This is a genomic window from Bradyrhizobium sp. BRP22 (genome assembly GCF_020194175.1).
In the GTDB taxonomy this organism is placed as follows: Bacteria; Pseudomonadota; Alphaproteobacteria; order Rhizobiales; family Xanthobacteraceae; genus Bradyrhizobium.
Genome location: NZ_JADYVX010000009.1, coordinates 18,566 through 35,473, shown reverse-complemented (window position 1 = coordinate 35,473; position 16,908 = coordinate 18,566). Strand labels below are relative to the sequence as shown.

At 64.3% G+C, this 16,908-nt stretch carries 19 protein-coding genes; 10 read left to right on the top strand and 9 right to left on the bottom strand.

What is annotated here, in order from left to right; all coding sequences use genetic code 11:
• The first annotated feature begins 21 nt into the window (after positions 1-21).
• The 4 genes from I6F35_RS14270 (at position 22) to I6F35_RS14255 (ending at position 3,750) form a co-directional block, all read left to right on the top strand.
• On the top strand, positions 22-591 hold the full coding sequence (locus I6F35_RS14270) for a nucleoside 2-deoxyribosyltransferase (protein ID WP_225118313.1): 570 nt from the start codon (positions 22-24) through the stop codon (positions 589-591).
• The gene (locus I6F35_RS14265; protein WP_225118312.1) at positions 588-1,340 is read left to right on the top strand and encodes a TlyA family RNA methyltransferase; all 753 of its coding nucleotides are present in this window, start codon (positions 588-590) and stop codon (positions 1,338-1,340) included. Before I6F35_RS14270 ends, I6F35_RS14265 begins: the two co-directional genes overlap by 4 nt.
• Complete coding sequence (locus I6F35_RS14260; RefSeq protein WP_225118311.1) at positions 1,333-2,571, top strand: methyltransferase; 1,239 nt, start codon at positions 1,333-1,335, stop codon at positions 2,569-2,571. The genes I6F35_RS14265 and I6F35_RS14260 overlap by 8 nt, the downstream gene beginning before the upstream one ends.
• A gap of 84 nt (positions 2,572-2,655) precedes the next feature.
• A complete protein-coding gene (locus tag I6F35_RS14255) occupies positions 2,656-3,750 on the top strand; it encodes a Tat pathway signal protein (protein ID WP_225118310.1) in 1,095 nt (364 codons plus the stop codon).
• A gap of 188 nt (positions 3,751-3,938) precedes the next feature.
• Here the strand turns inward: I6F35_RS14255 and I6F35_RS14250 are convergent, their stop codons facing one another.
• Positions 3,939-4,784 (bottom strand): DUF1194 domain-containing protein, encoded by an 846-nt coding sequence (locus I6F35_RS14250; RefSeq protein ID WP_225118309.1) that lies wholly within the window; start codon positions 4,782-4,784, stop codon positions 3,939-3,941.
• Positions 4,785-5,050: 266 nt separating this feature from the next.
• Between I6F35_RS14250 and clpS the strand changes: the two genes are divergently transcribed.
• Complete coding sequence (gene clpS / locus I6F35_RS14245; protein ID WP_225118308.1) at positions 5,051-5,356, top strand: ATP-dependent Clp protease adapter ClpS; 306 nt, start codon at positions 5,051-5,053, stop codon at positions 5,354-5,356.
• 238 nt (positions 5,357-5,594) lie between these two features.
• Here clpS and I6F35_RS14240 read toward each other — a convergent pair whose 3' ends face one another.
• The 4 genes from I6F35_RS14240 to fabI form a co-directional block, all read right to left on the bottom strand.
• Positions 5,595-6,782 (bottom strand): adenylate/guanylate cyclase domain-containing protein, encoded by a 1,188-nt coding sequence (locus I6F35_RS14240; RefSeq protein ID WP_225118307.1) that lies wholly within the window; start codon positions 6,780-6,782, stop codon positions 5,595-5,597.
• A gap of 24 nt (positions 6,783-6,806) precedes the next feature.
• Positions 6,807-7,892: a chorismate synthase gene (gene aroC / locus I6F35_RS14235; protein WP_225118306.1), complete on the bottom strand. Its 1,086-nt coding sequence runs from the start codon at positions 7,890-7,892 to the stop codon at positions 6,807-6,809.
• A gap of 162 nt (positions 7,893-8,054) precedes the next feature.
• Positions 8,055-8,654 (bottom strand): histidine phosphatase family protein, encoded by a 600-nt coding sequence (locus I6F35_RS14230; RefSeq protein ID WP_225118305.1) that lies wholly within the window; start codon positions 8,652-8,654, stop codon positions 8,055-8,057.
• 11 nt (positions 8,655-8,665) lie between these two features.
• The gene (fabI, locus tag I6F35_RS14225) at positions 8,666-9,484 is read right to left on the bottom strand and encodes an enoyl-ACP reductase FabI (protein WP_225118304.1); all 819 of its coding nucleotides are present in this window, start codon (positions 9,482-9,484) and stop codon (positions 8,666-8,668) included.
• A 201-nt stretch (positions 9,485-9,685) separates the two neighbouring features.
• On the opposite strand from fabI, the gene I6F35_RS14220 reads away from it, so the two are divergent.
• Entirely contained in the window at positions 9,686-10,177 is a 492-nt protein-coding gene (locus tag I6F35_RS14220; RefSeq protein WP_225118303.1) for a sigma-70 family RNA polymerase sigma factor, read from the top strand.
• 77 nt (positions 10,178-10,254) lie between these two features.
• Positions 10,255-11,028, top strand: a complete 774-nt coding sequence (locus I6F35_RS14215) for an anti-sigma factor (protein ID WP_225118302.1) — start codon at positions 10,255-10,257, stop codon at positions 11,026-11,028.
• 391 nt (positions 11,029-11,419) lie between these two features.
• Here I6F35_RS14215 and I6F35_RS14210 read toward each other — a convergent pair whose 3' ends face one another.
• Together I6F35_RS14210 and I6F35_RS14205 are read right to left on the bottom strand one after the other, a co-directional pair.
• Entirely contained in the window at positions 11,420-12,385 is a 966-nt protein-coding gene (locus I6F35_RS14210) for a DnaJ C-terminal domain-containing protein (protein WP_225118301.1), read from the bottom strand.
• A 100-nt stretch (positions 12,386-12,485) separates the two neighbouring features.
• The gene (locus I6F35_RS14205; protein WP_225118300.1) at positions 12,486-12,890 is read right to left on the bottom strand and encodes an RT0821/Lpp0805 family surface protein; all 405 of its coding nucleotides are present in this window, start codon (positions 12,888-12,890) and stop codon (positions 12,486-12,488) included.
• Between the two features lie 108 nt (positions 12,891-12,998).
• Between I6F35_RS14205 and pdxH the strand changes: the two genes are divergently transcribed.
• Both pdxH and I6F35_RS14195 read left to right on the top strand, forming a co-directional pair.
• Positions 12,999-13,640, top strand: a complete 642-nt coding sequence (gene pdxH, locus I6F35_RS14200) for a pyridoxamine 5'-phosphate oxidase (protein WP_225118299.1) — start codon at positions 12,999-13,001, stop codon at positions 13,638-13,640.
• Positions 13,641-13,663: 23 nt separating this feature from the next.
• Positions 13,664-14,416 (top strand): SDR family oxidoreductase, encoded by a 753-nt coding sequence (locus I6F35_RS14195; RefSeq protein ID WP_225118298.1) that lies wholly within the window; start codon positions 13,664-13,666, stop codon positions 14,414-14,416.
• A 110-nt stretch (positions 14,417-14,526) separates the two neighbouring features.
• On the opposite strand, the gene I6F35_RS14190 is transcribed toward I6F35_RS14195, so the two are convergent.
• Entirely contained in the window at positions 14,527-14,745 is a 219-nt protein-coding gene (locus I6F35_RS14190) for a hypothetical protein (protein ID WP_225118297.1), read from the bottom strand.
• 153 nt (positions 14,746-14,898) lie between these two features.
• A complete protein-coding gene (locus tag I6F35_RS14185; protein WP_225118296.1) occupies positions 14,899-15,876 on the bottom strand; it encodes a magnesium transporter CorA family protein in 978 nt (325 codons plus the stop codon).
• A 343-nt stretch (positions 15,877-16,219) separates the two neighbouring features.
• Here I6F35_RS14185 and I6F35_RS14180 point away from each other — a divergent pair, with 343 nt between their 5' ends.
• Positions 16,220-16,903 (top strand): L,D-transpeptidase, encoded by a 684-nt coding sequence (locus I6F35_RS14180; RefSeq protein WP_225118295.1) that lies wholly within the window; start codon positions 16,220-16,222, stop codon positions 16,901-16,903.
• Positions 16,904-16,908: the final 5 nt, after the last annotated feature.

Here is a 16,908-nt window from a genome sequence, read left to right as displayed (position 1 = left end):
CCAACCCGCGCGGATTCCGCGATGAAGATCTATCTGGCAGGTCCCGATGTGTTCCTGCCGGATCCGATTGAGATCGGACGGCGCAAGGTCGAGATTTGCGCCGGCTATGGCCTGAGCGGACTCTATCCGCTCGACAACGCGGTCGATCTGTCGGCGCCGGATGCGTCCCTCACCATCTTCAAGGGCAACGAAGCGATGATGGAGGCTGCCGATGCCATCATCGCCAATTTGACGCCGTTTCGCGGCCCCAGTGCCGACGCAGGCACCGTCTATGAGCTCGGCTACATGGCGGGGCGCGGCAAATTGTGCCTCGGCTACTCAAACGACCCCGCGTCATATGCAACTCGCGTGGCGCGCCTATATGAGGTGACGACGTTGCCGGACGGCTACCTGGCCGACGGACACGGTCTCACTGTGGAAGAGTTTGGCTTGCCCGACAATCTGATGATGATGCACGCCCTCGACCTGCACGGCTGCCCGCTGGTGACGCCGAAGGCCGCGCCTGCGGATATCTGGCACGACCTTACCTGCTTCGAGACTTGCGTCCGCCTTGCGGCGGCGCACGACCGAAAGACAGGCCGAAGCATATGAAGAAAAGCGAAAGCGAGCAGGCCTCGCGCAAGCGCGCGGATGTGCTGCTGGTCGAGCGCGGCCTGTTCGAGAGCCGGGCGCGGGCGCGGGCCGCGATCGAGGCCGGACTCGTGATCGCCGACGGCAAGCAGGTGACAAAGCCCTCCGATACGCTGGCGCCCGATGCGGAGCTGTCAGCCGAGCCCGCGCACCCCTATGTGTCGCGCGGCGGCGTGAAGCTCGCCGGCGCGCTGGAGCAATACCCGATCGACATCGAAGGCCATGTCTGCCTCGATGTCGGCGCTTCCACCGGCGGCTTCACCGAGGTGCTGCTCGCCAACGGCGCAAGCCTGGTGTTTGCGATCGATGTCGGCCACGGCCAGTTGCATCCATCGCTGCGCGGCCATCCCCGCATCGTGTCGATGGAAGAGACCGATATCCGCTCCTTCGAGGGCAAGCGCCTGCCGGCGCGACCGGATGTCGTCGTCATCGACGTCAGCTTCATCTCGCTGAAGATGGTGCTGCCGGTGGCGCTGTCGCTCGCGGCGGCGCCGATGCACCTGCTCGCGCTGATCAAGCCGCAATTCGAGGCACAGCGAAAACATTCGCGCCGCGGCATCATCCGTAACGCGATGGTGCATCAGGAGATCTGCGACGACATCGCGGCCTTCGCGGCTGTTCAGGGCTGCACGGATATCCAGGTATTTCCGTCCCCGATCACCGGCGGCGACGGCAATATCGAATTCTTCCTCGGCGCGCGCCGTGGCTGAACGGCTGGCGATCGACCATGTCGGCCATCGCGGCGATGGCGTCGCGATCGTAAACGGCCAGGCGATCTATGTTCCTTACGCGCTTCCCGGCGAGACGGTCGAGGTTGCCGCCGTCCCCGGCCATCCCGATCGGAGACGCCTGCTCCAGGTCGAGAGCGCGAGCCCTGAGCGTATCGCGCCGTTCTGCCCGCATTTCGGGCTCTGCGGCGGCTGCGCGATCCAGCACTGGGACAATGAAAGCTACCGCGCCTGGAAACGCGAGCTTGTCGTCGAGGCGCTGGCGCAGGCCAGAGTTACGGCGGAGGTCGCCCCGCTGATCGACGCCCACGGATTGGGGCGCCGCCGCATCACCCTGCACGCCCGCATGGGCACGCACGAAGTGCTCAAGGTCGGCTTCGCCGTGGCAAGCTCGCACGACATCATCCCCGTCGATCGTTGTCCCATCCTCGATCCCGGCCTCGGCGGCGCGCTCGATGCCGCCTGGGCAATTGCCGAGCCGCTGATAAAGATAGGCAAGCCGCTCGACATCCAGGTGACCGCGACCATCAATGGCCTCGACGTCGACGTCCGCGGCTCGGGCGCCCTGCCCTCGACGATGATCGCGGCACTGTCGCGCATCGCCGAACAGCATCGCCTGGCGCGGCTGACGCGGCATGGCGAGTTGGTGCTGATGCGCGCGCCGCCTGCGGTGATGATCGGAACGGCCCAGGTGATCCTGCCGCCAGGCTCGTTCCTGCAGGCGACCGTCGCCGGCGAGGAGACGCTGGCGCGGCTCGTCGGCGATCGCTGCCAGCGCGCCAAGCACATCGCCGACCTCTTCTGCGGTGTCGGCCCGTTCGCCCTGCGCCTCGCCGCGAAATCGCGCGTCGCCGCCTTCGACAGCGACGCCGACGCGGTCGCGAGCCTGCAGAAGGCCGCGACCTCGACACCGGGTTTGAAGCCGGTCAAGACCGAGCCGCGCGACCTGTTCCGCCGCCCGCTGATGCCGCAGGAGTTGCGCGACTTCGACGCCGTCGTGTTCGATCCGCCGCGGCAAGGCGCGCAGGCGCAGGCAACGCAGCTAGCCGCAAGCAAGGTGCCGGTCGTGATCGCGGTGTCCTGCAATGCCGCGACCTTCGCCCGCGATGCAAGAATCCTGATCGACGGCGGCTACCGGATCGAAGGCGTCACGCCGGTCGACCAGTTCCGCCACACGCCGCACGTCGAGCTGGTGGCCAGGTTCAGGAGGTAGCCCGGCCGGCCTTGACCTCGGTCAACCGCTGCGGCTCGCCACGGCGCTAACTGCTTCCTTGCGAATGTATCCGGAAGCGGATCGATGCTCATCGACAGACGACAGATGTTCGGAACCGCGCTCGGTCTCGGCGCCGCGGTGATGGCAGCGCCATCATCGCAGGCAGGAGCAGCACCAATGACGTATGAGGAAGCCGCCGGCATCGTCAGGGCACCGTTGCAGCCCACGCCGAGAAGCCGCGAACTCGTGCGCTTTGCCACGCTGGCGGCCAACAGCCATAATACCCAGCCCTGGATCTTCACCGCGAGCGCCGACAGGATCGTCATCGCGCCGGACCTCGCGCGCAGATGCCCCGCGGTCGATCCGGATGACCACCATCTCTTCGTCAGCCTCGGATGCGCTGCGGAAAATCTTGTGCTTGCCGCCTCGATGCTCGGACTGAAGGCGAATCCCGTCGCCACAGGCGAGGAGATCGTGATTGATCTGGAAACCACGTCGCCTGTGAAATCGCCGCTTGCCGATGCGATCACGGTCCGCCAAAGCACCCGCACGACCTACGACGGCAGACCCGTTTCAGGCGAGACGTTGCGCCTGCTGGAGAGCGCATGTCGCGAGCCCGGCGTCTCCGCCATCATGTTGACCGACCGTGCCAGGATATCGAACGTCGCCGACTATGTCGTTCAAGGCAATTCGGCACAGATGCGCGACAAGGCGTTCATGGACGAACTGCAGCGCTGGTTGCGGTTCAGCGAAGCGGATGCGATGGCGACGATGGATGGACTGTTCTCGCGCTGCTCCGGAAATCCGGCGCTTCCTGCCTGGATTGCCCGGCCGCTGCTCGGCCTCTTCTTCACCGAGAACGGAGAGAACAGGAAGTACCGCGAGCAGATCGAAAGTTCGGCAGGCATCGTCGTCCTTGCCGCCGATGCCGGCGACAAGGCTCACTGGATCGCCGTCGGCCGCGCCTGCCAGCGCTTCGGCCTGCAGGCGACCGCGCTCGGATTGAAATATGCGTTTATCAATCAGCCGGTCGAGGTGGCGGCGGTCCGCTCCCAATTCGCCTCGTTCCTGAACCTCGGCGAGCGGCGCCCGGACATCATCATGCGCTTCGGCGCGGGCCCCGCGCTCCCGAACTCGCTCCGCCGGGCACCGGAACAGGTGATGCGCGAGGGATCATAGCGGATGCGTATCGGCTGCCGGTTGATGTGCCCTCGCCCCTTGTGGGAGAGGGCCGCTCCGGTGCCGACCAAGAACTCGTTGGGGTGCGGGGTTGCCTCCACGGGCACGGTCACTCGTGGAGAGAACCCCTCATCCGGCGCGCATTGCATGCGCGCCACCTTCTCCCACAGGGGGAGAAGGAAGGGATGTTACCTTCCCCACCTGTCCTGCCAGATCTTTTCGCCGATCATGCAGCTCACGCGCGGCTCCTTCTCGGCGACCGGGACAACCTTGGGCGTGTGGCCGGCGACTTCCATCAGCAGCTTGGTGCGGATCGCTTCCTTGAATTTGTCGCGCTCCTTGATCGTCACTACGAAGGAGCCGGGACCGCCGATCACGCAATCCTCGTAATATTGATCGAGATTGTCGATATCCATGGTGGAATAAGACGGCTCCTTCACCATGATCGGCAGCCCGTTGATGACGATGCCCTTCTCCAGCGCCGCGTCGCGCGCGGTCGTGACCGGCGCGCCGTTGTTGTTGGGCCCGTCGCCGGAAATGTCGATCACCCGCCGAAGGCCGCGATACGGGTCTTCATCGAACAGCGGCACCGCGAAATTGATCGCGCCCGAGATCGAGGTCCGCGACGCCCGGCGGATCGGCGTCTTCATGATCTCGGCGGCAACGGCGTCAGCGGTTTCCGGGCCGTCGATCAGCCGCCAGGGAATGATGATCTTCTGGTCGCTTGAGGCGGCCCACTCGAAATAGGTCACCGCGATCTTGCCGTTCGGGCCGGCCTTCAGCGCCTGCAGGAATTCCTTCGACACGATCGCCTGCGCGTAGCCTTCGCGCTGGATCGCCAGTTCATCCATGTCCATGGAATAGGAGACGTCGACGGCAAGGATCAGTTCGACATCGACGGTGGGGTTCGCATCCTTCTCCACCACCTGGCGGGTGCCCTGGTTGCCCGGCCCCGGCGCCGCGAAACCGACCCGGTCGCCGCCGGCAAGCCAGCCTGCGACAAGCACAACCCCGATCGAGACATACCAGCGCATAAGCTGCCCTCCCGTCGAACGTCAATGATGGTGACACGCAAACTGCGCCGCGCAAAGAGCGAACATCATTTGTCCTTCACATTCAGGTTAGCCTTCCGTCCAGGATGCAAGCTTGGCCATGCGCTCGCCCCGATTTTGGCGAGGTTTTGTCGTGCATCCGCGATCATCCCGCTCCTGCAAGGAGCCTGTGCAAAAACCGCCGGTTTCAGGATCGCCGGGGAGGCTATATCCTGCCGCGTTTGCAGAGCAGCAGGAAGTGCCGGGCTATGAGCGACACGGTCACCACCCCGAAAACCAAGGTCACGACCAAGGTCGAGCGGCCGCGCCTGCACAAGGTCCTCCTGGTCAACGACGACTACACGCCGCGCGAATTCGTCGTCACCGTGCTGAAGGCGGAATTCCGCATGACCGAGGACCAGGCCTACAAGGTGATGCTCACCGCGCACCAGCGCGGCGTCTGCGTGGTCGCTGTTTTCACCAAGGACGTCGCCGAGACCAAGGCGACACGCGCCACCGACGCCGGCCGCGCCAAGGGCTATCCGCTGTTGTTTACCACCGAACCGGAAGAGTAGCGCGCTACAGCTGCGAGTTCGCTCACCTCGCCCGCTTGCGGGAGAGGCATAGGCTGCCTTCGGCGGCCGTCCTTGGAGAACGCCGAAGCGGAGCTTCGGCTATGGCGTAGCGCCGGGTGAGGGCTCTCTCCTCTCAAAGAGTGTCCATCGCGGAGAGACCCCCACCCCAGCCCTGCGCAAGCAGGAGAGGGGGAGCACCGCCATCTTGGCGGCCAGGTTGCGCTTCGCTTCACCCGGGCTACGACCGAATTTGCGGAGCCTCGTCCACCAGACCATAAACGCGCTGGGCCTTTGAGAAGCCGGCGATCGGGAATTCGCCGAGATCGTTCCAACTGCCGCTGCAGATGCCGGCGAAGCCTTCGGAGGCCACGACGGTGCGGCCGAGCCGGCCCGCGATCTTCTCCAGTCGCGCGGCAAGGTTCACGGCGCGCCCGATGCAGGTGAAGTCGAGCCGGTTGCCGCCGCCGACATTGCCGTAGAGAATTGTCCCGACATGCAGCGCGACGCCGAAACGGAAACGCTCGACGACGTCGCCGACCGGATATTGCAGCGCCTCGATGCTGGCGCGCGTCTCCTGTGCGGCTTCCAACACGTGCGAACAGACCTGTTGCGCATCCCCGACATACTCGTCGATCGGAAAGACCGCGAGCAGTCCATCGCCCATGAATTTCAGCACCTCGCCATTGTGGGCGCGGATCGAGGCGACCTGGCAGTCGAAATAGCGGTTGAGCATGTCGACGACGGTCTCGGCCGGGAGTCGATCCGAGAGTGCCGTAAAGCCACGCAAGTCCGACAGCCAGATTGCCGCGTGCATGGTCTCGCCATGCCCGCGCCGGATCTGACCGTCGAGGATGCGCATGCCCGCGCGGTTGCCGACATAAGTGTCGAGCAAGGTCGCGGCGACGCGGCGAAGGCCGATCACCTCGATCAGGCGCGTCAGCGCCGGCAACACCGATCGCAGGGCGGCGAGCTGCTCGTCGGTGAAACCGCCGACCTGCTTGGTGGTCCAGCTGCAAACGTGCGTGAAGCCATCGATGAAGCGCAGCGGCATGGCCGCATAATCGGTCACGCCTTCCGCGCGCATGTCATCGAGGAAGGGAAATCGTCGGCTCTCGGGATCATCGATGCGGCAGCGCACCTCCTTGGCCTCGCCAAAGACGATCGCAAGCGGGCTCGCCATGAACTCCGGACTCTGCCTGATGTCGAAATCGACAGAGCCGACGACGACGGGCTCACCTGGCTTCCAGATGAAATTGCGCCCATAGATTTCCGGGTGCAGCGTCCGGATGAAGAAGCCCGCCCGCCACAGCGGGATGCCGGCCGCGATCAGCCGCCCGCACAGTTCGGAGATCATGTCGGTGACGACAGGGGTCGACCTTGCGCCGTCGATCAGCCAGTCCGCGATCCCCCTGATGTCGATCTGCATCGCGGCCCGTGCCCTCGTCAGGTTCTATCCGACCTGTCCCCGGTGCCGCAGGAAGTGATCGGCGAGCACGCAGGCCATCATCGCCTCGCCCACCGGCACGGCGCGAATGCCGACGCAGGGATCATGGCGGCCCTTGGTCATGATGTCGGTCTCGGCGCCGCTGCGGTCCACGGTCAGCCGCGGCGACAGGATCGACGAAGTGGGCTTCACCGCAAAACGCACCACCACCGGCTGGCCGGTGGAGATGCCGCCCAGGATGCCGCCGGCGTTGTTGGACAGGAAGCGCACGCCATCATTGCCGGTGCGCATCTCGTCGGCGTTCTCCTCGCCCGACAATTCGGCGGCGCCGAACCCGGCACCGATCTCGACGCCCTTCACCGCATTGATGCTCATCATCGCGGCCGCCAGCTCGCTATCGAGCTTGGCGTAGATCGGCGCGCCGAGCCCGGGCGGCACGCCTTCGGCCACGACCTCGATCACCGCGCCGATCGAAGAGCCCTTCTTCCTGACGCCATCGAGATAGTCTTCGAAGAACGCTGCCTTGTCCTTGTCCGGGCAGAAGAACGGGTTGCGCCCAACCTCATCCCAATCCCACTTGTCGCGATCGATCTTGTAGGGGCCCATCTGCACGAGCGCGCCGCGGACCTTGATATCGGGCAGGATCTTGCGCGCAATGGCGCCGGCCGCGACGCGGGTTGCGGTCTCGCGCGCCGAGGAGCGGCCGCCGCCGCGATAGTCGCGCAGGCCGTATTTGGCTTCATAGGTGAAGTCGGCATGGCCGGGGCGGAACTTGTCCTTGATCTCGGAATAGTCCTTCGAGCGCTGGTCGGTGTTCTCGATCAGGAGCGCGATCGGTGTGCCCGTCGTCACCTGCACGCCGGTCTCCGGATGCGCCATCACGCCGGACAGGATCTTCACCGCATCCGGCTCCTGGCGCTGGGTGGTGAAACGGGACTGGCCGGGCCGGCGGCGGTCGAGATCGTGCTGGATGTCCTCCGCCGTCAGCGGGATCAGCGGCGGACAGCCATCGACCACGCAGCCGATCGCGACCCCGTGGCTCTCGCCAAAGGTCGTGACCCGGAACAAATGGCCGAAGGTGTTGTGGGACATTCGTCGTCTAACTCGTAAGTCAATACTGACTTGTCGTAACGCGCGAGGGCACGGCGGTCAAACCGCCTCGCCGTCATTCCGGGATGGTCCGAAGGACCAGACCCGGAATCTCGAGATTCCGGGTTCGATGCTTCGCATCGCCCCGGAATGACGGAGAGCTGGTTAACTATACTTCGTCAGCCCGCCGTCGCGAAACACATAGACGGCACCCTGCTCGATGTAGAGATCGGCAGCGCTGTTCGGGGTTTCGATGCCGAGCGATACCATCAGGGCGCGGCAGGTGCCGCCATGGGCCACCGCGACGGTGTCGACCAGGAGCGAGTCGTACCAGTCGCGCACCCGAAGCTGCACCGAGGCATAGGTTTCGCCGCCCTCCGGCGCCATCGTCCATTTCGCGGTCTGGCGCTTGGCGTAGAGCTCGGGATCGGCGAGCTGCATCTCGGCCAGGGTCGAACCTTCCCAGACGCCATAGGCGATCTCGCGGAGCCGGTCGTCGAGCGAATAATCGGCCGGCGGCAATTCGAGCACGTTGCGCGCCAGCTCCATGGTCTGGCGCGCCCGCCCCAGCGGGCTCGAGACGTAAGGCAGCGACGCCCTGTCATGCCGGTCGCGCGCGAGCAGGTCGGCGAGCACATGGCCAGCATGCGAGGCTTGCGTGCGGCCGCGATCGTTCAGCGGAACGTCCTTGGTGCCCTGCAGCCGGCCTTCCACGTTCCATGCCGTCTCGCCATGGCGGATGTAGTAGATTGTCGGCATTGGCATCGGAGCAGTAATTATTCCTTGGCGAGCGAAATGTCGGGCGCATCGGGACGCTTCATGCCGACAATGTGATAGCCGGAATCGACGTGATGCACCTCGCCGGTGACGCCGCGCGAGAGATCGGACAGCAGATAGAGCGCACTGTCGCCTACCTCCTCGATCGTGACCGTGCGCCGCATCGGCGCGTTGTATTCGTTCCACTTCAGAATGTAGCGGAAATCGCCGATGCCGGAGGCCGCCAGCGTCTTGATCGGGCCTGCCGAGATCGCGTTGACGCGGATGTTCTTCTCGCCGAGATCGGCGGCGAGATAGCGCACGCTTGCTTCCAGCGCCGCCTTCGCGACGCCCATCACGTTGTAATGCGGCATCCACTTCTCGGCGCCGTAATAGGTCAGCGTCAGGATCGAGCCGCCATCGACGAGAAGCTTTTCAGCCCGCTGCGCGATCGCGGTCAGCGAATAACAGCTTATCAGCATCGACTTGGAGAAGTTCTCCGCCGTGGTCTCGATGTAGCGGCCGTCGAGCTGGTCCTTGTCGGAGAAGGCGATCGCATGCACGACGAAATCGATCTTGCCCCATTTCTCCCTGGCGACGTCGAACACCGCGTCGATGGTCGCGGCGTCGGTGACGTCGCAATGGCCGAGCAGAAGCGCGTTCAATTCCTTCGCCAAGGGTTCGACACGCTTCTTCAGGGCATCGCCCTGCCAGGTGAGCGCGATCTCGGCGCCGGCGTCGTGGCATGCTTTGGCGATGCCCCAGGCGATCGAGCGGTTGTTGGCGACGCCAAGGATCACGCCGCGCTTGCCCTGCATCAGACCCGATTTCTGTGCCATGCGCTGTCCATTCCCGCATTGGATTTGTCATTCCGAGGTACACCAGCGCTCCACCGCGGTACAGCCCCCTTCACGCCCATTTTGCCCAATCCTGAAGCCCGGCTCCGCCCGTGCTACAAATCGCTACAAGGAATAGCCACGTCACTCAGGTGTTATGTTGAGTAGGCGTCAGAGCCAAAGCAGGATGAAGATTCCGGTGCCATGACCGCGTTCCGGCAGAGTGTCGAAGCCATGATCCCGGCGCTGCGCCGCTACGCGCGGGCGCTCGCGCGCGATGCCGATATTGCCGACGACCTGGTGCAGGATACCTTGGTGCGGGCGCTGCGGTCGGAGCGGCTGTTCCTCGGCGGCGACGTCAGGAGCTGGCTCTATACGATCCTGACCAACCTCAACAAGAACCGCCGCCGCTCGCTGGCGCGACGGCCGCAATTCATGCCGCTCCTGGACAACAATCCGGACGCCAGCGGCACCGAGGCCGAAGGCCGCGACATTGCCCGCGCGCTGGCGACATTGGTGGAAGAGCAGCGCGCGGCGCTGCTGCTGGTGATGCTGGAAGGACTGAGTTACCGCGAGGTCGCCGACATCCAGGGCGTGCCGATCGGCACCGTGATGTCCCGGCTTGCGCGTGCACGCGCCCACGTTAAAGCCTTCCTCGAAGGCGAACGGACGACGGAGCTGAGGCGGGTGAAATGATGGCAGGCGGTATGCATGGCCATGACATCAGGTTCGAACGTTTTTTGATTCTTAAGGATTAGACAGAGACGACTGACATGACCAACCCCAGGATTCCCGTCACCGAGGATGAGCTGCACGCTTACGTCGACAACGAATTGCCGGCGGAGCGCCGCGGCGATGTCGAGGCGTGGCTGGCGGCGCACCCGGATGACGCCGAGCGGGTGCGGTCGTGGCTCGCCATGGCCGACGTGCTGCATGCGCGCTACGATTCGGTCGCCGATGAAGCGGTGCCGAGGCGACTCGAGATCGAGCGGCTGGTGCGTCAGCCGCGCAAGCTGGTCTATGGCGCCGTTGCCGCAACGCTGGTGGCATTCGTGGCCGGCGGCGGCCTCGGCTGGATCGCACATGGCGCAGCAGCCACGCCCTCGCCGGTGCAGAGCTTCACGCTGGATGCGATGGACGCGCACCGGCTCTATGTGGTCGAGGTCCGTCATCCGGTCGAAGTGCCCGGCAATGAACGGGCCCATCTGCAGGCCTGGCTGACCAAGCGCTGCGGCTGGGAAGTGCGTGCGCCGGACATGTCGGCGGCGGGATTGAAGCTGGTCGGCGGCCGGCTGCTACCCGGCCCGACCGGACGGCCGGCCTCGTTCCTGATGTATGAGAGCGCCTCCGGCGAGCGCTTCACGGTCTATGCCTCCAAGGCACAGGCCGAGACCACGCAGATGCGTTACGCCACGCAGGGCAATGAAGGCGCACTGTTCTGGGCCGATCGCGGCGTCGGCTATGTCGTCAGCGGCGGCAGCGACCGCAACCGCCTGACCCAGATCGCGCAAGCCGTGTACGACCAGATGGAAAAGAACGGCGGCTGAGCGAGCACCATCGTCACCGGCCAAGACCAAGAAAAAAGGGCCACCTGCGGAAGCAAGCGGCCCAAGTCTAGGGAGGAAACGCCCAAGGAGGGCTGCGACAGCGCGAAGCGCCATCGCACAGCCTTATGTAGTTCGCGCACGGCGATTCGAAAGACCGGGCGATTCCGGGTTTTGCGAAAACGCCCGCATTTCGCGGAGCTCCGTGATGCAACGGCCACACTTGCCCGATGTCCCAATTCCGCCGTTGAAAATCTGGAATCAGGACATCGGCGCGTCTCAGAATCGCACCGGATGTTCCCGCGTTATCGCGCAGCGCTCGATCCGCCGATCGGCGCTCGCGGCCTCGATTGGGGTTTGGTACAGCGCTGGTCCCCCTCTCGAGGCCGCTCCCTCAGCCTAGATCGCTGCGGGGATTGTAGGGATGCTGGTCGCGCCACTTTTCCATCAATGCTTCCAGCTCCGCATCGTTCCCATCGGGCAGGATGATGCGGGCGGTGACATAGAGATCACCGGGGCTGCCTGCTTTCGGCAGGCCCTTGCCCTTCAGCCGAAACGTCCTGCCGCTTGAAGTGTTCTTCGGAATCGACAATTCGACTGCGCCACCGAGCGTCGGCACGCGGACCTTGCCGCCCAGCACCGCCTCGTACAGCGTGATCGGCAGTTCGACCCGAAGATCGTTGCCGTCGACCTTGAAGAAGGGATGCGGCGCGATCGTCACGGTGATCAGCAGATCGCCCGGGCGGTGGCCGGGCGCCGTCTCGCCCTGACCCTTCAGCCGGATCTGCTGACCGGAGCTGACGCCGGCGGGAATCTTGACGTTGAGTTCCTTGCCGGTCGGCAGGCGGACGCGCTTCTCGGCGCCCTGCACCGCTTCCTCCAGCGACACCGTCATGGCGACGCTGAGGTCGAGGTCGAGCCCGACGCCGCCGGTGTCGAATTCAAACTGGCGGCCGCCACCCCGCGCACGGGCGCCGGCGCCGAACATGCTGTTGAGGATGTCCTCGAAGCCGCCTGCGCCGCCTTCCATGCCGCCGGGGCCGCTGCGGAACGTATAGGTTTCGAACCCGCCCGGACCGGCACGGCCGCGCGCATCGCCACCCGAAAAGCCGCCACCGGGAAAGCCCTGGAAGCGCGGCTTGCCCTCGGCGTCGATCTCGCCGCGGTCAAATTGTTTGCGCTTCTCCTCGTCGCCGATGATTTCGTTGGCCGAGTTGATCTCGGCGAAACGCGCGGCAGCCTTCGGATCGTTCTTGTTGTTGTCGGGATGATGCTTCTTGGCGAGCTTGCGATAGGCGCTCTTGATCGCAGCGGCGCTGGCGCCCCGCGGCACCCCCAAGACCTCATAGGGGTCGCGCATCCGTCACGTCTCCTTCACGGGAAATCAGACCTGAAATTTTCGGGCTTGTCGCCCCACTTTGATGTCATTTGGGGACGCAGTGGCATTTTTGCAACTGCTTTCAGGACCGCCAGGGTTTCAGATTGTGGATCTCCCAGCGTCCGCGTCCGCTTTTGCAGGCGGCGCCCTGCAGCCAGCTCTCGGTCCGGCCGTTGACATAGCTCGCCAGGAAATCGCGGCAGGTCCGACCGTCCTCGGCGGCGTAAGCCTGCGATAGCGGCGTCACCGAACCGCGCGCGCCGGTCTCGGGGTTTTCCCAGGCCTGGCTGGAATCCTTGTCGCCCTTGGCCAGCACGTCGGAGGCGGCGTTGCGGGCAAAGGCGAGATCGCTGTCGGTCGGCGCCGATCGCTTGACTTGGGTCACGCCGAGCGCACCGGTCAAGTCCTTGTCGTCCAGCCGGGCGAAACTGTCACCGCGCGACAGGGCGCAGCCACCGGCGCTGAGGCCGATCAGAACCAGTGTCATCACCGTGCCTGCCGGGCGGATCGCCGATAGGCCAACGCGTCCCCATGTCCTATATAGGGCAAGTAACGCGCGCTCTGAGGCCGATCGAGGCAACGCTGGACTCCTGACATGACAGACACGACCTCCATCAAACACCCGACACCGTTAACATCGGGTGATTTTACCGCCGCCGAAGAACCGTTTGCGCTGTTCGCCGAATGGTTTGCCAAAGCGGCCAAGTCCGAGCCGAACGATCCCAACGCGATGGCGCTCGCAACCGTCGATGCCGATGGGCTGCCGGATGTGCGGATGGTGCTGATGAAAGGCTATGACGCGGATGGTTTCGTGTTCTACAGCCACGTCGCCAGCGCCAAAGGCCGCGAACTCGCCGCAAATCCTAAAGCCGCTTTACTATTCCACTGGAAATCGTTGCGCCGGCAGGTACGCATCCGCGGCAACGTGTCGCCGGTGAGCGACGCCGAAGCCGACGCCTATTTCGCGACGCGGCCGAAGCAGGCGCAGCTCGGCGCCTGGGCCAGCAAGCAGTCGCAGCCGCTGGAGAGCCGCTTCGCGTTCGAACAGGCGATCGCGAAGGTCGCCGCCAAATATGTGATCGGCGAGGTGCCGCGCCCGCAGGGGTGGAGCGGCTGGCGCGTCACGCCTGTCAGCATCGAGTTCTGGCACGACCGTCCCTACCGCCTGCACGACCGCATCGAATTCCGCCGCGAGAGCCCGGGCCAGGCCTGGACCAAGGTGCGGCTCTATCCGTGATGACGACAATCTGAAAGATCACCATGCCGAACATCTCCAATGCGCCGCGGCGCACGCTGCTCCTGACCGGCGCCAGCCGCGGCATCGGCCATGCCACCGCGATCCGCTTCTCCTCGGCCGGCTGGCGCGTGATCACCTGCTCGCGCCACGCCTTTCCGGAAGTGTGCCCGTGGGGCGCGGGACCGGAAGATCACATCGAGGTCGACTTCGGCGACCATGACGACACCGTGCGCGCGATCTCGGAGATCCGCAGACGGCTGGAGAACGACGAGCTGCACGCGCTGGTCAACAATGCGGCGATCTCGCCGAAAGGTCCCGGCGGTGCGCGGCTCGGCACCATGGACACCGATATCGACACCTGGCTGCACGTCTTCCGCGTAAATTTCTTCGCGCCGATCATGCTGGCGCGCGGGCTGATCAACGAGCTCAAGACCGCCAAGGGCGCGGTGGTGAACGTCACCTCGATCGCCGGCTCACGCGTGCACCCGTTCGCGGGCGCGGCCTATGCCACTTCGAAAGCGGCGCTCGCGGCACTGACGCGCGAGATGGCTTCCGATTTCGGCCGCGTCGGCGTCCGCGTCAACTCGATCGCCCCGGGCGAGATCGACACCTCGATCCTGTCGCCGGGCACCGAGAAGATCGTCGAGCAGCAGATCCCGATGCATCGCCTGGGCACACCAGACGAAGTCGCCAAGATCATCTACGTGCTGTGCACGGAGACCAGTTCCTACGTGAACGGCGCCGAGATCCACATCAATGGTGGTCAGCACGTATAGGACCGGTGATCGCTGCTGAGAACAAATGAGAGCACCAAGCAATCCAGACCGTTTCCGCCGTCGTCTTCTGGATTGCTTTGCTTGCACTCGTCAAGCGGCCGTCCTGGCCGTCAATCCGCGTAGAACTTACGCGGCTTCTCTACTACTCGCGGCGCGCTGGTGTTGAACGCGCTGGAGCACTCGTCTTCGTTTTCGCCATCGAGCAGGGCAGCGCCGCAGTGACGGCAGATGCGCGGCGATATCGCCTGCATCTTTCCGACCATGCGGTCCTGCTGATAGCGCGCGAAGTCGATGATGTTACGCCGTGGCGTTATGATCTTCTCAACCATTGCTGTCCTCCGGCTTGAGGCCGGCGGTTATCGCAGCAAAGTTTCGCTCAAACGTTCAGCGCAACACTCAAATTTTAGCGGAGGATTAGCGGAGGAATTGCGGCAGCTTTGTTGCCGCAATGGCGACTGCAATGGAACTCGACTTCAGAGTAGCTACAGCCACTTCTTCAACTTGAAAATCCAGTACGGCACGATCGCCGCGATCAGCATCATTCCGAGCGCGATCGGATAGCCGTGCGGCCAGTCGAGTTCGGGCATAGTCTTGAAGTTCATGCCGTAGATCGACGCGATCAGGGTCGGCGGCATCAGCACCACGGCCATCACCGAAAACAGCTTGATGATGTTGTTCTGCTCGAGATTGACGACACCGAGCATGGCGTCGAGCGTGAAGGTGATCTTGCTGGAGAGATAGGAGGCGTGGTCGGTGAGCGAGGCGACGTCGCGCTGCATGGTCTTGAGCTGCTCGCGCATGTCCTTGGACCATTTGACGCCTTCGATCACCGCCGACATGAAGGTGACGACGCGACCGATCGAAACCAGGCTTTCACGCACTTTCGAGGTCAGGTCGCCCTTGCGGCCGATTTCGATCAGGATCCGCGAATATTGCTTGGCATGGCCGTGCCGCTCGCTCTCAGGTTCGAAGATGTCGTGCGAGACCTGGTCGATCTCGGAACCGCAACGCTCCAGGATGTCGGCGCAGCGATCGATCACCGCGTCGAGCAGTTCCATCAGCACCATCTCGCCGTTGATTGTGGGCGCGCAGGACCGCCCAAGCTTGGCCTCGACCAGCGCGAACGGTTTCGGCTGTTCGTAGCGCACGGTCACCAGCCGATGGCCGGCCAGGATGAAGGTGACCGCCGTGGTGCGGGGCATGTCGGTGTCGGAATGGCACATTAGCGTCGCGGTCATGTAGCGCGCGCCGTTCTCGATATAGAGCCGGCTGGAAATCTCGATTTCCTGCATGTCTTCGCGGGTCGGCACCGCGATCCCGGCGAGCCGCTCCACGGCACGGTCCTCCTCCGGGGTCGGCCTGACCATATCGATCCAGACCGCGTTCTCCGGCAGTGCCGCGAGCTCGGGGGAAACGGCCTTTTTCAGCGCGAGATCGAAAGGAACGAACACCGACAGCATCAGCAACTCCGGAACCGGGCACCGGCGCACCCAACAGGACTAAACGCGATTCTGGCAAGGGCTTCATGACGGCGCCTTAACCGCCCATGCATATTTGTGGCGCGGAAATGGCTCCGGCGCGGCCCGATTTGGCAACCGTTGCCGATCTGCCCAGAAACCGGCCGCCGATGTCAGGATTGCGGCAAAAAAGCCACAGCAGAGGTCCCGCAGCGCGGGATAGGTCTCTAAACGCTGGGAATAGCGGCAGGTTTCGGCAATAATGCGACCAATAGAACTATGGAATCGTGGCGATTGGGGCGCACTTTTCGCGCTGCGAACGCAGGTTTTTCAACGGAAGTGCACCATGTCGTCGCTGAAAGTTATGCTGGGAATTGTGGCAGCCGGCCTGATGCTGTCGGGTTGCATGCAGGCCACAACTTACGAAGCAACCAACACCGCCAACTTCAAGCAGCGCGACAAGGACCTGCTGGCGAAGACCACCTACGCGAAAGTCCCGGTTGCCGAGCCGTTCCGCCGCGCCATTGTGGATTATCACCGCAAGGAGGCGCCGGGTTCCATCGTGGTCGATTCCGACAACCATTATCTTTACCTGGTGCAGAAGGACGGCAAGGCGATCCGCTACGGCATCACCGTCGGCGAAGAAGCCATGGCATGGTCCGGCATTGCCAAGGTCGGCAGCAAGACCGAGTGGCCGGCCTGGCATCCGACCCCCGGCGAAATCTCCCGGCTCGGCGTTCCGACCTATGTGGCACCGGGACCTGACAATCCGATGGGTTCGCGCGCGCTCTATCTGTACTCCGGCGGCAAGGACACGCTGTTCCGCATCCACGGCACCAACCAGCCGGAATATATCGGCGCCTCGATCTCCTCCGGCTGCATCCGCATGACCAATGAGGACGTGATCGACCTTTATGACCGCGTCGGTGTCGGCACGGTCGTGGTGGTGCTGGAGCCGAAGCACGGCGACTCGCCGTTCAATTCGAAGATGGCGCTGCAGGGCGGCGGCAGCAACGCCATGGTGCAGTAGTCCGC